This is a genomic window from Micromonospora sp. NPDC047670 (assembly GCF_043204915.1).
Lineage (GTDB): Bacteria > Actinomycetota > Actinomycetes > Mycobacteriales > Micromonosporaceae > Micromonospora.
Genome location: NZ_JBIDDA010000009.1, coordinates 1 through 13,904, shown reverse-complemented (window position 1 = coordinate 13,904; position 13,904 = coordinate 1). Strand labels below are relative to the sequence as shown.

Below are 13,904 nucleotides of genomic sequence, written 5' to 3'. Positions count from 1 at the left end.
CGCCGACGTCCCGAGGATCGTAAAGAAGAAAACCTACGAGTTGTGTAACAGTTGTCGATAAATTTCACCGTCGTCCGACCGGCGGACACCCGGCCCGGCGTCGCCGCCGGGGCGGGCGCTCAGCCCAGCCGCACGCGGGGGTCGATGGCGGCGTAGAGCAGGTCGACCAGCACGTTGGCGAGCACCACGAAGACCGCCGAGATGAGCACGGTCGCCATGATGGTGGGCAGGTCGCCGGCGCGTACCGCCTCCACCGCGGTCCGCCCCAGCCCCTGGATGCCGAAGGTGGTCTCGGTGATCACCGTGCCGCCCAGCGCCGCCCCGACGTCCAGGCCGGCGATGGTGACCACGGGGGTGATCGCGGCGCGCAGCGCGTGCCGCCCGTACACCTTCGGTTTCGCCAGGCCCTTCGCCCGCGCGGTGCGGACGAAGTCCTCCGAGAGCGTCTCCAGCATCTGCGCCCGCGACAGCCGGGCGTAGATCGCGGAGAAGAGGAAGGCCAGCGCGACCCAGGAGAGCACCAGCCCGCTCGCCCACTTCACCGGATCGTCGAAGATCGACGTGTAGCTCGGCACCGGCAGCAGGCGCAGGTTGTAGACGAAGACCATCAGCAGCACCGCGCCGACGAAGTAGAGCTGGAGCGAGGCGCCGGTCAGCGAGAAGCCGATCGCGGCGCGGTCCAGCCAGGTGCCCCGGCGCAGCGCCGAGAGCATGCCGAGGCCGACCCCGAGCAGCAGCCAGAGGATCGCCGCGGGGATCACGATGCTCAGCGTCACCGGGAGCACCCGCGTGATGGTGTCCAGCACCGCCTCGTTGTTGACGTACGACCAGCCCAGGCAGGGCGCGTCGCACCGGCCGCCCTGGGCGCTGCCCAGGTCGCGGCCGGTGAAGATGCCCTTCATGTAGCCGGCGTACTGGGTGATCAGCGGGTCGCGCAGGCCCAGTTCCTCGCGGACCCGCTCCAGGCGCTCGGGGTTGCAGTTCTTCGGGCACATGCCGCTGACCGGGTCGCGGGGCAGCGCGAAGAACATCAGGAAGGTCAGCACGCTCACCGCGAAGAGGGTGAGCACCGCGGAGAAGATCCGCTTGATCAGGAAGCGCGCCATCGGACACCCCTACCGGGACGACTTCGGGTCGAGCGCGTCGCGCAGCGCGTCGCCGAAGAGGTTGAACGCGAACACGAGCGCGAAGATCGTGACGCCGGGGAAGAACACGAACGCCGGGTCGGTCTGGAGGTAGTCCAGGCTCTGGTAGATCATCCGGCCGAAGCTCGGCGTCTCCTCGGTCAGGCCGACGCCGATGAAGGACAGCGCCGCCTCGCTGGTGATGAACTGCGGCACCGCGAGCGAGAACGACACCAGGATCGGCGCCCAGATGTTCGGCAGCAGTTGCCGGAAGAGCATGTGCCCCAGCCCGGCGCCGCTGGCCTTGGCGGCCTCCACGAACTCCCGCTCGCGCAGCGCGATCACCTGGCCGCGCACCAGCCGGGCCGTGCTGGTCCAGCCGAAGATCGCGAAGACGGCGATCAGCACCCCGACCCCGAAGGCCGGGTCGACCGCGTCCCGCTCGCCGTAGAAGCGCAGCGTCAGGGTCGGCGTCAGCGCGAGCGCGATGACCAGGAACGGCATCGCCAGCGTCAGGTCGGTGATCCAGTTGATCACCGCGTCGAGCCAGCCGCCCAGGTAGCCGGCCAGGGCGCCGAGCGCGATGCCGAGCGCCGCCGTGATGACCGCCGCCGCGAAGGCGATGAGCAGTGAGGTACGCAGGCCGTAGACCAGCCGGATGAAGATGTCCCGGCCGAGGTTGGGCTCCAGCCCGAAGAAGTGCTCCCCCGACACGCCGCCGGCGTAGCCGAGCGGCATGCCGAAGCCGTCCAGTTTGCCCTGGAACTGGTCGCGCGGGCTGATCCCGTAGAGCATCTCGATCAGCGGCGCGGCGAGCGCCACCAGCACGAAGAAGACCAGCATCACCCCGCTGACCATCGCCGTGCGGTCGCGGCGCAGCCTGATCCAGGCGAGTTGGCCGGGTGAGCGGCCGACGAAGCCCTTCTCCTTCGGCGCGTCGGCGTCGCCGCCCGACTCGATCTCGGCCAGCGCCACGCCCTCCACCGGGGACATGCTCATCTCGACACCTCCTCGACGCCCGCGTCCGTGTCCGCCGCGCCCGTCTCCGCCGCTTCGGCCTCGGCGCTCCGGCCTGCCGGCTCGGCGGCGGCGACGGCCGGCCCGCCCGGGGCCGCCTCGACGGGCCCGCGCTCCGGGAAGTGGCAGGCCGCGGCCTGGTTGCCGCCGTCGCGGGGCGCCAGCGCCGGCTCCTCGGTGGCGCAGATGTCCTGGGCCTTCCAGCAGCGGGTGCGGAAGCGGCAGCCCGAGGGCGGGTTGAGCGGGGTGGGCACGTCGCCGGCCAGCCGGATCCGGCCGGCCGGGCCGAGCTTGGTGACGTCCGGGATCGCCGAGAGCAGCGCCCTGGTGTACGGGTGCTGCGGGCGCTCGTAGATGTCGTCCCGGTCGCCGATCTCGACGATCTTGCCGAGGTACATGACGGCGACGCGCTGGCAGAAGTGCCGCACCACGGCCAGGTCGTGCGCGATGAAGACGAACGCGAGACCCAGGTCGCGTTGCAGGTCGCGGAGCAGGTTGACCACCTGCGCCTGGATCGACACGTCCAGGGCGGAGACCGGCTCGTCGGCGACGATCAGCTTCGGCCGCAGCGCCAGGGCGCGCGCGATTCCGATGCGCTGGCGCTGGCCGCCGGAGAACTCGTGCGGGTACCGGTTGTAGTGCTCCGGGTTCAGCCCGACCAGCTCCAGCAGCTCCTGCACCCGCGCCTTGATCCCGCCGGGCGGGTCGATCCCGTTGACCTGCAGCGGCATCGCGATGATCCGGCCGACGGTGTGCCGGGGGTTCAGCGAGGCGTACGGGTCCTGGAAGATGATCTGGAGGTCCTGCCGCAGCGGGCGCAGTTCCCGGCGCCCGGCGTGGGTGATGTCCCGCCCCTCGAACTCGATGCTTCCCGCGGTCGGCTCCAGCAGGCGGACCAGCATCCGGCCGGTGGTCGTCTTGCCGCAGCCGGACTCCCCCACCAGGCCGAGCGTCTCGCCCGGGCGCACGTCGAAGTCCAGCCCGTCCACGGCCCGCACCAGGCCGGTGCTCCGCAGCCCGCTGCGCACCGGGAAGTGCTTGCTCAGCCCGCGCACCCGCAGCAGCGGCTCCACCGTGTCCACACTCATCGGGCGACTCCCACGTGGGCGATGTCCTCGGCGTAGAGCCGGGTCCGGTCGTCGGCGGAGAGGTGGCAGGCCACCAGGTGGCCGGGCGCGCCCGTCGGGCGCAGCTCCGGGACCTCGGTGCGCGAGCGGTCGCCGTTGCGGTCGGCGTACCGGCAGCGGGGGTGGAAGGCGCAGCCGGACGGCAGGTTGATCAGGCTGGGCGGATTGCCCTTGATCGGCACCAGGTCCGCGTCGGCGTCGCCGTGCAGGGAGGGCACGCTGGAGAGCAGGCCCCAGGTGTACGGATGCTGCGGCCGGCGGAGCACCTGCTCCACGCCGCCGTGCTCGACGGCCCGGCCGCCGTACATGACCAGCACCTCGTCGGCGACCTGGCTGACCACGCCAAGGTCGTGGGTGATCATGATGATCGCGGAGTGGAACTCGGCCTGGAGGTCGGCCAGCAGGTCGAGGATCTGCGCCTGCACGGTCACGTCGAGGGCGGTGGTCGGCTCGTCGGCGATCAGCAGGTCCGGGTCGTTGACCAGCGCCATGGCGATCATCGCCCGCTGCCGCATGCCGCCGGAGAACTCGTGCGGGTACTGGTCGAAGCGGCGGGCGGGCTGCGGGATGCCGACCCGGCCCAGCATGTCCACCGCGCGCTGGCGGGCCTCGCGCTTGCCGGCCTTCGGGTGGTGCACCCGGTACGCCTCGGCGATCTGCCGGCCCACCGTGAAGTACGGGTGCAGCGCGGACAGCGGGTCCTGGAAGATCATCGCCATGTCGCGGCCGCGCAGCCGGCGCACCTCCTCCTCCGGCAGGCCGACCAGTTGGCGCCCGCCGACGGAGATCTCCCCGGTGATGGTGGTCCGCTTGGCGTTGTGCAGGCCGAGGATGGCCAGCGAGGTGACGCTCTTGCCCGAGCCGGACTCGCCGACGATGCCGAGCGTGCGCCCGCGCTCGACCGCGAACGACACCCCGTCGACCGCGCGCACCACGCCGTCCTCGGTGTCGAAGCGCACCCGCAGGTCGCTCACCCGCAGGTACGGGTCCTGGCCGGAGCGCTGCTCCGGCACGCTGGGGCGGCCCGGTCTCCCGGACGGCGCCGACTCCGGACTGCCCACGACCGCCTCCCTCAGTGACGAAGAGAACCTACAGGAATTCACTGAGGGTGAAAATAAGCTACATAGCCGGGGGCTGTCAGCGGGCCACAGCGTAACGACTCTGCAACGGGCGTGAACACCCCCCACCTCGGCATCCACGGGCGTTGACGCCTCGATCCGCACGCCGGGTGCGACGATGGGCGCGGCAGTCCGGGGAGGATTCCCGCCGGCACGAGGTGGAGGTGACCATGACTGCGGCGGTGTTCGGCCACGACGGCCCGTGGAGCGAAGAGGAGTACCTCGCCCTCGGCGAGACGCAGCAACGCGTCGAACTCTTCGACGGGAGCCTCCACGTGACCCCAGCCCCCACCCCCCGCCACCAGCGCATCTCACGCAAGCTGGGCAACCTCCTCGAACCTGGCGCCGAAGCCCTCGGGCTGGAGCTGCTGGAGGCGGTGAACGTCCGGCTCCGGCCGGGTCGCATCCCGATTCCCGACCTCGTGATCACGGGTCCGATCGACCTCGACGACCCCTGGATCGACGCGGCCGACGTGAAGCTGGTCTGCGAGATCATCGCGCCGGGCAACGCGGCCACCGACAAGGTGCTCAAGATGCACTACTACGCGGCGGCGGGCATCGAGTGGTATCTCCTGGTGGAGCAGGAGACGCTGACCACGCACCTCTACCAGCGGCAGGGCGCCCACTACGTCGAGCGGTCGGTGACCAAGGCCGGCGAGGCCCTGGAGCTGACCGAGCCGGTGCGGGCCGCCATCCGGCCGGAGGCGCTGCTCGCCTGACGGATGTCGGTGCGCTCGCCTAGGGTCGGGCGCATGAGCGAGTTCGACGCGGCGGCCGCAGCGGTGCAGGCGGCGCTCGACGCGGGCGCCCGGTACGCCGACGCCCGGGTGATGCACCGCCGCTACGAGTCCATGTCGGCCCGCAACGGCGACGTCGAGGAGCTGACGCAGGACGAGAGCATCGGGCTGGGCGTCCGCGCGCTGGTCGGGTCGAGCTGGGGCTTCCACGCCGTACCGGAGCTGTCGGACGCCGCCGCCCGCGAGGCCGGCCGGCGCGCGGCGCGGATCGCCGGCGCGAGCGCGCGGGTTCCGGGGCCGCCGATCGACCTGGTGCCGGCCGAGCCGGTCACCGCGAGCTGGGCGTCCCCCTGCGCGGTGGACCCGCTCGGGGTGCCGCTGACCGACAAGGGCGACCTGCTGGTCGGGGTTACGCGGACGATGGCGGAGCACGGCGCCGACGTGGCCGAGGGCCTCTACCAGGTCTGGGACACCGCCAAGTGGTTCGTCTCCAGCGAGGGGCACCGGATCGACCAGCGGATCCGCGAGTGCGGCGGCGGCATCTCCGCCACCTCCATCGGCGACGGCGAGACCCAGCGCCGCTCCTACCCCAGCTACCGCGGCCAGTACGGCACCACCGGCTGGGAGCTGGTCACCTCGCTCGACCTGGCCGCGCACGCGGCGCGGATCGCCGAGGAGTCCCGGGCGTTGCTGACCGCGCCGCCCTGCCCGGCCGGCGAGACCGACCTGATCCTCGGCGGCGAGCAGCTCGCCCTGCAGATCCACGAGTCGGTCGGGCACGCCATCGAGCTGGACCGGATCCTCGGCTGGGAGGCCGCCTTCGCCGGCACCTCCTGGTTGGACCTGGCCCAGCTCGGCTCGCTGCGCTACGGCTCCGAGCTGATGAACGTCACCATCGATCCGACCATCCCGGGCGCGCTGGGCAGCTTCGGCTTCGACGACGAGGGCTCCCCGGCGGTGAAGCGGGACGCGGTGCGCGAGGGGCGTTGGGTGGGCGTGCTCGCCGGCCGGGACTCGGCCGCCGTCGCCGGCCTCGGCTACGGCGGGAGCGTACGCGCCGACGGCTGGGCCCGGCTGCCGATGGTGCGGATGACCAACGTGGGCCTGGAGCCCGGCCCGCACACCCTGGAGGAGATCGTCGCCGCCACCGACGACGGGGTGCTCATGGACGTCAACCGCTCCTGGTCCATCGACGACAAGCGGCTCAACTTCCAGTTCGGCTGCGAGATCGGCTGGGAGGTGAAGAAGGGTCGGCGCGGGCGGATGCTGCGCAACCCCACCTACACGGGCATCGGGCCGCTCTTCTGGCGCTCGATGGACATGCTCTCCTCGGAGACCGTCGCCTGGGGCACCCCGAACTGCGGCAAGGGCCAGCCCGGCCAGGTCGGGCACACCGGCCACCCGGCGGCGCCGGCCCGCTTCCGTGACGTCCGGGTAGGAGTTCGCGCATGAGTGAGCTGGAGATCGCCGGCCGGGTGGTGGAGCTGGTCCGCCGGCTCGGCGGGCCCGACGCGCAGGCCGAGGCGGTGGTCACCCGGGCCGACCTGGCGCTGACCCGGTTCGCCAACTCCTTCATCCACCAGAACGTGGCCGAGTCCGGCGTCGAGGTCCGGCTGCGGCTGCACCTCGGTGGGCGCACGGCCGCCGGCAGCGGCAGCGTGGTCACCGCCGACGGGCTGCGCGCGCTGGTCGAGCGCACCCTCGCCGCGGCGCGGCTCTGCCCGCCCGACCCGGCCTGGCCGGGCCTCACCGCGCCGGCGCCCACGGCGACCGCCGCGGCCCTGGACGAGGCCACCGCGTACGCCGAGCCGGACGACCGTGCCGAGCGGGTCCGCGCGTTCGTGGCGGCGGTCGGCGGGCTGGAGGCGGCCGGCTACTGCCGCACGGCGCACCGCTCGTCGGCGTTCGCCAACTCGGCCGGCCACTCGGCGCGGGGGCGCTCCGCCGAGGTGGCGATGGACGGCATCGCCCGCACGGGGGGCTCCGACGGGGTGGCCCGGTTCTGCGCCGACCGGCTGGCCGATCTGGACGGCGCCGCGCTCGGCGTTCGGGCCGCGGCCAAGGCGCGCGCCGCCGCCGACCCGGTCGAGTTGCCGCCCGGCCGCTACGAGGTGGTGCTGGAGCCGGCCGCGGTCGCCGACCTGCTCCAGAATCTCTCCTGGTTCGGCTTCAACGGCAAGCGGTACGCCGAGCGGCAGTCCTTCGCCGAGCCGGGTGCGGCCCAGTTCGACCCGGCGGTCACGCTGGTCGACGACCCGCTCGGCGGCTCCGGGCTGCCGTTCGACGCGGAGGGCACGCCCCGGCGGGCGGTGACCCTGGTCGAGGCGGGCACCACCCGGGCGGTGGCGCACGACCGGCGTACCGCCGCCGAGGCCGGCGCGACCTCGACCGGGCACGCGCTGGCGGGCGCCGCGACGTGGGGTCCGATGCCCCGCAACCTCCGCCTCTCCGCCGCCCCGGCGGCGGGCGTCGGCGCCACCGGCGGGGCCCCGGCAGCGACGGCGGGCGGCGGGTCGGGCGCGGCGGGCGCGGGCGACGGTGTGCCGGGCGCGGTGGTCGACGGGGACACCGCCGAGCTGGTGGCGCGGGTGCGGCGGGGGCTGCTGGTCAGCGACCTCTGGTACACCCGCGTGCTCGATCCGAAGAGCCTGGTCGTCACGGGCCTGACCCGCAACGGGGTCTGGCTGGTCGAGGACGGCGTGGTGACCCGGGCGGTCCGCGACCTGCGCTTCACCGAGTCCTATCCCCGGGCCCTGGGCCCGGGCGCGGTGCTCGGACTGGGCCGCCGGGCCGCGCGCCAGCCGGACCGGACGGACGGCGTCTGGTGGGAGGCGCCGCCGCTGCGGTTGGCGTCCTGGAACTTCACGGGCGGCGCCTCCGGCTGACAGGCGTCCCGGCGGCGCCCGCCACCGGGACGGGGCGGGCCGGCGACGCTTCCGGGTGAGCCGCCCCGGTCCGCCGGACAGGCGTCCGGTGAGGTTCTTAACATCCGGACATCGATCATCGTCCGGGGCTTTCCACCGGCCGGGACACACGGGACACTGCCTTGCGCGGACGGCCCGCGAAGATCGGCGTAACGTGTGTCACTTAGCTGCGCCGGATCGCCGGCGCGGTCGTTGGTGTGCGCATGACGTGGCAAGCGGGTGCGGGTTCGCCGGTCCGCGTGCCGACCGGAACTTGATCCGCCCGTGAGGGTCCTGTCAGGGAGACGACTCGAATGACATCAACGGCAACGAGGCCGCGGGGAGCGCGGGCACGCGCCGCCATCGCGGCGAAGACGTTGCGTACCGACCGCTGGTGGCTCGCCCCGCTGATCACCGTGATCGGGCTTGGCGCCTGGGTCGCGTACGCGACGGTCCGGGTCTTCATGCACAAGTGGTACTGGGTCGAGGACTTCCACTACCTGACCCCGTTCTACTCCCCCTGCGTGACCGACCGGTGCGTCGAGGGCGCCGCGCACTTCGGACGGTTCCTGCCCGGCTGGTGGATCATCCCGGACGCCGCGCTGACGCTGCCGTTCCTGCTGCTGTTCCGGCTCACCTGCTACTACTACCGCAAGGCGTACTACCGGTCGTTCTGGCTGTCGCCGCCCGCCTGCGCGGTGCCGGACGGGCACCAGTCCTACAGCGGCGAGACCCGGTTCCCGCTGCTGGGCCAGAACCTGCACCGCTACTTCTTCTACGCCGCCGCGATCATCTCGCTGATCAACACCTGGGACGCGATCCTGGCCTTCCACTCGCCGAAGGGCTTCGGGTTCGGGCTGGGCAACATCATCCTGATCGGCAACGTGGTGATGCTGTGGGCGTACACGATCTCCTGCCACTCCTGCCGGCACATCATCGGCGGGCGGCTCAAGCACTTCTCGAAGCACCCGCTGCGCTACCGGGCCTGGACCGGCGTGTCCTGGCTGAACGTCCGGCACATGCAGCTCGCCTGGATCACCCTCGGCACCCTGGCCCTGACGGACTTCTACGTCATGGCGGTCGCGGCCGGCTGGTTCAACGACCTGCGGTTCATCAACTAGAGGGCCCCCTGACATGACGAATCCTCAACACCAGAAGAGCTCCGCCACGCGAATCGAACGGCACCACTACGACGTCGTCGTGATCGGGGCCGGCGGCGCCGGCCTGCGCGCGGCGATCGAGGCCCGGCTCGCCGGCAAGAAGACCGCGATCATCTCGAAGTCGCTCTTCGGCAAGGCGCACACGGTGATGGCCGAGGGCGGCGCCGCCGCCGCGATGGGCAACGTGAACAGCCGCGACAACTGGCAGGTGCACTTCCGCGACACCATGCGCGGCGGGAAGTTCCTGAACAACTTCCGGATGGCCGAGCTGCACGCGAAGGAGTCGCCGCAGCGGATCTGGGAGCTGGAGACGTACGGCGCGCTCTTCGACCGCACCAAGGACGGGAAGATCTCGCAGCGCAACTTCGGCGGCCACGAGTACCCGCGCCTGGCGCACGTCGGCGACCGGACCGGCCTGGAGCTGATCCGCACCCTCCAGCAGAAGATCGTCTCCCTCCAGCAGGAGGACAAGCGCGACCACGGCTCGTACGACGCCCGGATCAAGGTCTTCGCGGAGACCACCATCACCGAGCTGCTGCTCGACGGGGACCGGGTCGCCGGCGCGTTCGGCTACTACCGCGAGTCCGGCGAGTTCGTCCTCTTCGAGGCGCCCGCCGTGGTGCTGGCGACCGGCGGCGTCGGCCGCTCCTACAAGGTCACCTCGAACTCGTGGGAGTACACCGGTGACGGGCACGCGCTGGCCCTGCGCGCCGGCGCGACGCTGATCAACATGGAGTTCCTCCAGTTCCACCCGACCGGTATGGTCTGGCCGCCCTCGGTGAAGGGCATCCTGGTCACGGAGTCGGTCCGCGGCGACGGCGGCGTGCTGAAGAACTCCGAGGGCAAGCGGTTCATGTTCGACTACGTCCCCGACGTCTTCCGCAAGCAGTACGCGGACAACGAGGCCGAGGCCGACCGCTGGTACAAGGACCCGGACAACAACCGGCGCCCGCCGGAGCTGCTGCCCCGCGACGAGGTGGCCCGGGCGATCAACAGCGAGGTCAAGGCCGGCCGGGGCACCCCCGCCGGCGGCGTCTACCTGGACATCGCCTCCCGGCTGCCGGCCGAGGAGATCCGTCGCCGGCTGCCGTCCATGTACCACCAGTTCAAGGAGCTGGCCGACGTCGACATCACCAAGGAACCGATGGAGGTCGGGCCGACCTGCCACTACGTGATGGGTGGCGTCGAGGTCGACCCGGACTCGGGCGCCGCCTTCGGCCACGTACGCGGGCTCTTCGCCGCCGGTGAGGTCTCCGGCGGCATGCACGGCTCCAACCGGCTCGGCGGCAACTCCCTGTCCGACCTGCTGGTCTTCGGCAAGCGCGCGGGCGGCCACGCCGCCACGTACGCCGAGAGCCTGCCGGCCCGCCCGAAGGTGCACGTCGCCGCGGTGGAGGCCGCGGTGGAGACGGCGCTGGCGCCGTTGCAGCGGGACACCGGCGAGAGCCCGTACACCCTCCAGCAGGACCTCCAGGCGGTGATGGGGGACCTGGTCGGCATCATCCGGCGCGAGGGCGAGCTGGTCGACGCGCTGCGCCGCCTGGCGGAGCTGCGCGAGCGGGTCGCCAAGGTGAGCGCGGCCGGCGGCCGCCGCTACAACCCGGGCTGGCACCTGGCGCTGGACCTGCGCAACATGCTGGTCGTCTCGGAGTGCACCGCGAAGGCGGCGCTGGAGCGGCAGGAGTCGCGCGGCGGCCACACCCGGGAGGACTACCCGGCGATGGACCCGAAGTGGCGCCGGGTCAACCTGGTCTGCTCCCTGGACGGCGACACCGTGCGGCTGGATCGCAAGCCGCTGCCGAAGATGCGCGCCGAGCTGATCGGCCTCTTCGACCGCGCGGAGCTGGCCAAGTACCTCACGGACGAGGAGCTCGCCGAGTTCGACGCCCTCGTCGCGGACGCCGAGACCGAGAAGGAGCGCTGACGCAATGGGAAACCAGGACTCCCCGGCCCCCGGCAAGCCGGGCGCGAAGCGCCAGTTCCGCATCTGGCGCGGCGACGAGAACGGCGGCGACCTGCAGGACTACATGGTCGAGGTGAACGAGGGCGAGGTGGTCCTCGACGTCATCCACCGACTCCAGGCCACCGACGCCCCCGACCTGGCCTGCCGGTGGAACTGCAAGGCCGGCAAGTGCGGCTCCTGCTCGATGGAGATCAACGGCAAGCCGCGGCTGAGCTGCATGACCCGGATGTCCACCTTCACGGAGGACGAGACGGTCACGGTCACCCCGCTGCGCACCTTCCCGGTCATCCGGGACCTGGTCACCGACGTCTCGTTCAACTACGAGAAGGCCCGGGAGACCCCGGCGTTCGCGCCCCCGGCCGACCTGGCCCCGGGCGAGTACCGGATGCAGCAGGTCGACGTGGAGCGCTCGCAGGAGTTCCGCAAGTGCATCGAGTGCTTCCTGTGCCAGAACGTCTGCCACGTGATCCGCGACCACGAGGAGAACAAGCAGGCGTTCTCCGGGCCGCGCTACTTCATCCGGGCCGCCGAGCTGGACATGCACCCGCTGGACGCGAAGACGGACCGCAAGGAGTACGCGCAGGCCGAGCAGGGCCTCGGGTTCTGCAACATCACCAAGTGCTGCACCGAGGTCTGCCCCGAGCACATCAAGATCACGGACAACGGGATCATCCCCATGAAGGAGCGGGTCGTCGACCGCAGGTACGATCCCCTTGTGTGGCTTGGTAGCAAGATCTTCCGGAGGGGTCAGGTGCCTCAGACCATCGTGACCAGCGGGCACGCCAGCGGTGCGGTGCACGGCAGCGCGGCCCACGGGGGCGTGCACTCGCACGCGGGCGGCTCGCACGACCCGCAGGCCGAGGTGCAGGCGCAGCGCGGCGTCAACTGGCACCGCGAGGTGCCGAGGCCGACCGCGCCGGCCGTCGACGACCACGGCAAGCTGCCGCTGACGGAGCTCACCTTCGACCGGGCGGCGGCGCCGTCGCCGTTCGGCGAGGACGTGACCTTCCCGCTGCCCCCGGAGCACCTGAACTTCGCCCACCCGGAGCAGGACAAGCACTGAGAGCACGGACGATGACGGGGGCCGCGGCTGATGCCGCCGGCCCCCGTCCCGTTTCCGCCCGGTTGTCCGCTTCGACTCAGCCGGGCGCGAGGATCGGGCGGAGGGCGGCCACGATGGGGGCGTCTGCGGGCAGCCAGGTGACGCTGTCCAGTTCCTCGGCGGAGAGCCAGCGCAGCGCCGAGTGCTCCAGCGCCTGCGGCTGGTCGCCGTGCAGCAGGCGGGCCGCGTACACCTTGAGCACCGAGCGGCCGTGCGCCATCCGGACGTTGCGGCCGACCCGGTCGCCGATCTCCACGCGTACGGCGAGTTCCTCCGCGCACTCGCGGACCAGCGCGGCGGTCTCGCTCTCGCCCGGCTCCACCTTGCCGCCGGGGAATTCCCACATGCCCGCCACCTCGGGCGGGGCGGCCCGGGCGCAGGCGAGCACCCGGCCGTTCCTGATGATCGCCGCCCCGACGATCACCCTCAGGTCCCGTCGTTCGGCCTGCCCGCCACCGTTAGCCCGTTCGGTCCGCACGGGCGTCCAGCGTGCCAGATCAATCGGCGGTTTGGGTAGCGTGCCCGACCGTCAGGGCAGGAGAACTCGGAAGTGTGGGCGTGGACACACCCACCGTGCGACGACAGACTAGAGGGCACCGACAAGACACGGGACGGCGACGATTTGGCCACAAGCCGGCAACGGCGCCTGGGAGGTGCGGTGATGCGCGTGCTGTTCAACGGCCGGGCGAAGCACGACTACCTCAGCGACGCCCTCACCCTGCTGACCGGTTGGACCCGGGAGGGTGAGCAGATCCGACGGACCCTCGCGCTCGACGACACGCAGCACGCGGCCCTCACCGAGCGGGTGAAGGTCGTCGCCGACGCGCTGCACCTGCGCCCCGAGATCAGTCGCCGCGCCGACCACACACACATCAGGGTCGGGCATGGCAACGCCCCGCTGACCGAGCGCGAGGTCCTGCTGGCGGCGCGCATCGAGGACGCGTACCGCGCGGTCACCCAGCCCTGAGGCCCTTGGCGCGGCCGGGCCACGCCGCCGGCGCCGGGTTGGCCGGGACTCCCCCGCGACCGGCGTGCGTCAGGTTCTTTCGACGTGTGGGGCCACGTCGGCACCCCGGTCGACGGCCGGCCTGGGAAGAACCTGAGAATCCTGATGTTTTGCTGAAAGTGTGCGTGGGTATCGATTCGGTGCGGGAGCAGACAACAGGCCCGCTTCGGACTGAACCTCTGATAACGCACATTTTGGAGCTGACATGAGCGCGCCGACCCTGAACCGCGGCACCGACCACCTCGACCACGCCGACCACCACGTCGACCACGACGTCCGGCACGCACACCGGCACGGCGACGAGACCAAGCCGTCGTGGAAGACCACGGAGCTGGCCGTCTACCTGCTCTCCGTGATCGGCGTGCTGATGGCCTCGAACGCCGTCGGCGACGGTGCCGCCAACAACGGCGGCGACTACTTCGCCGCCGACAAGGCCTGGTGGTACGTCACCCTGCTGACCATCGGTTACCTGATCAGCCGGGGCCTGGCCAAGTCCGGCAGCCGCAGCCGCGACAACGACCCGCGGACCAACCGCTGATTCTGTCCCACCTCCCCCCCCGTTACCTTTTTGATCGTCCCCAGCCGGGGACCCTCGGTCGCCCGGCCCGGTATGACTTACTGCCCCTGTCGTACGGATGATCCGGGGG

Annotated in this window: 13 protein-coding genes; 8 read left to right on the top strand and 5 right to left on the bottom strand. The window is 71.8% G+C overall.

Features of this window, described 5'->3' with window-relative positions:
- Positions 1–119: 119 nt before the first annotated feature.
- The 4 genes from ACGF7U_RS21565 to ACGF7U_RS21550 are packed head-to-tail and all read right to left on the bottom strand — an operon-like array spanning position 120 to position 4,281.
- Positions 120–1,106 carry an ABC transporter permease gene (locus ACGF7U_RS21565; RefSeq protein ID WP_393109252.1) on the bottom strand — a complete coding sequence of 329 codons (987 nt, stop codon included), beginning with the start codon at positions 1,104–1,106 and terminating at the stop codon, positions 120–122.
- A gap of 9 nt (positions 1,107–1,115) precedes the next feature.
- Positions 1,116–2,123, bottom strand: coding sequence for an ABC transporter permease (locus tag ACGF7U_RS21560; RefSeq protein WP_393109250.1), 1,008 nt, complete (start codon positions 2,121–2,123; stop codon positions 1,116–1,118).
- Positions 2,120–3,229: an ABC transporter ATP-binding protein gene (locus tag ACGF7U_RS21555; RefSeq protein ID WP_393109248.1), complete on the bottom strand. Its 1,110-nt coding sequence runs from the start codon at positions 3,227–3,229 to the stop codon at positions 2,120–2,122. The genes ACGF7U_RS21560 and ACGF7U_RS21555 overlap by 4 nt, the downstream gene beginning before the upstream one ends.
- A complete protein-coding gene (locus ACGF7U_RS21550; protein ID WP_393109622.1) occupies positions 3,226–4,281 on the bottom strand; it encodes an ABC transporter ATP-binding protein in 1,056 nt (351 codons plus the stop codon). Before ACGF7U_RS21550 ends, ACGF7U_RS21555 begins: the two co-directional genes overlap by 4 nt.
- Before the next feature lie 275 nt (positions 4,282–4,556).
- Here ACGF7U_RS21550 and ACGF7U_RS21545 point away from each other — a divergent pair, with 275 nt between their 5' ends.
- The 6 genes from ACGF7U_RS21545 (at position 4,557) to ACGF7U_RS21520 (ending at position 12,212) form a co-directional block, all read left to right on the top strand.
- Positions 4,557–5,105, top strand: coding sequence for a Uma2 family endonuclease (locus ACGF7U_RS21545; protein ID WP_393109246.1), 549 nt, complete (start codon positions 4,557–4,559; stop codon positions 5,103–5,105).
- Between the two features lie 33 nt (positions 5,106–5,138).
- The gene (locus tag ACGF7U_RS21540; RefSeq protein WP_393109244.1) at positions 5,139–6,575 is read left to right on the top strand and encodes a TldD/PmbA family protein; all 1,437 of its coding nucleotides are present in this window, start codon (positions 5,139–5,141) and stop codon (positions 6,573–6,575) included.
- Complete coding sequence (locus tag ACGF7U_RS21535) at positions 6,572–8,008, top strand: TldD/PmbA family protein (RefSeq protein WP_393109242.1); 1,437 nt, start codon at positions 6,572–6,574, stop codon at positions 8,006–8,008. The genes ACGF7U_RS21540 and ACGF7U_RS21535 overlap by 4 nt, the downstream gene beginning before the upstream one ends.
- A 332-nt stretch (positions 8,009–8,340) precedes the next feature.
- Positions 8,341–9,147: a hypothetical protein gene (locus ACGF7U_RS21530; protein WP_393109240.1), complete on the top strand. Its 807-nt coding sequence runs from the start codon at positions 8,341–8,343 to the stop codon at positions 9,145–9,147.
- Positions 9,148–9,160: 13 nt separating this feature from the next.
- The gene (locus ACGF7U_RS21525) at positions 9,161–11,110 is read left to right on the top strand and encodes a fumarate reductase/succinate dehydrogenase flavoprotein subunit (RefSeq protein WP_393109238.1); all 1,950 of its coding nucleotides are present in this window, start codon (positions 9,161–9,163) and stop codon (positions 11,108–11,110) included.
- Between the two features lie 4 nt (positions 11,111–11,114).
- The gene (locus ACGF7U_RS21520; RefSeq protein ID WP_393109236.1) at positions 11,115–12,212 is read left to right on the top strand and encodes a succinate dehydrogenase/fumarate reductase iron-sulfur subunit; all 1,098 of its coding nucleotides are present in this window, start codon (positions 11,115–11,117) and stop codon (positions 12,210–12,212) included.
- A gap of 76 nt (positions 12,213–12,288) precedes the next feature.
- Here ACGF7U_RS21520 and ACGF7U_RS21515 read toward each other — a convergent pair whose 3' ends face one another.
- Entirely contained in the window at positions 12,289–12,729 is a 441-nt protein-coding gene (locus ACGF7U_RS21515; RefSeq protein ID WP_393109234.1) for a (deoxy)nucleoside triphosphate pyrophosphohydrolase, read from the bottom strand.
- 183 nt (positions 12,730–12,912) lie between these two features.
- Here ACGF7U_RS21515 and ACGF7U_RS21510 point away from each other — a divergent pair, with 183 nt between their 5' ends.
- Both ACGF7U_RS21510 and ACGF7U_RS21505 read left to right on the top strand, forming a co-directional pair.
- Positions 12,913–13,218, top strand: coding sequence for a 4a-hydroxytetrahydrobiopterin dehydratase (locus tag ACGF7U_RS21510; protein WP_393109232.1), 306 nt, complete (start codon positions 12,913–12,915; stop codon positions 13,216–13,218).
- Between the two features lie 244 nt (positions 13,219–13,462).
- On the top strand, positions 13,463–13,795 hold the full coding sequence (locus ACGF7U_RS21505; protein WP_393109230.1) for a hypothetical protein: 333 nt from the start codon (positions 13,463–13,465) through the stop codon (positions 13,793–13,795).
- Positions 13,796–13,904 lie beyond the last annotated feature (109 nt).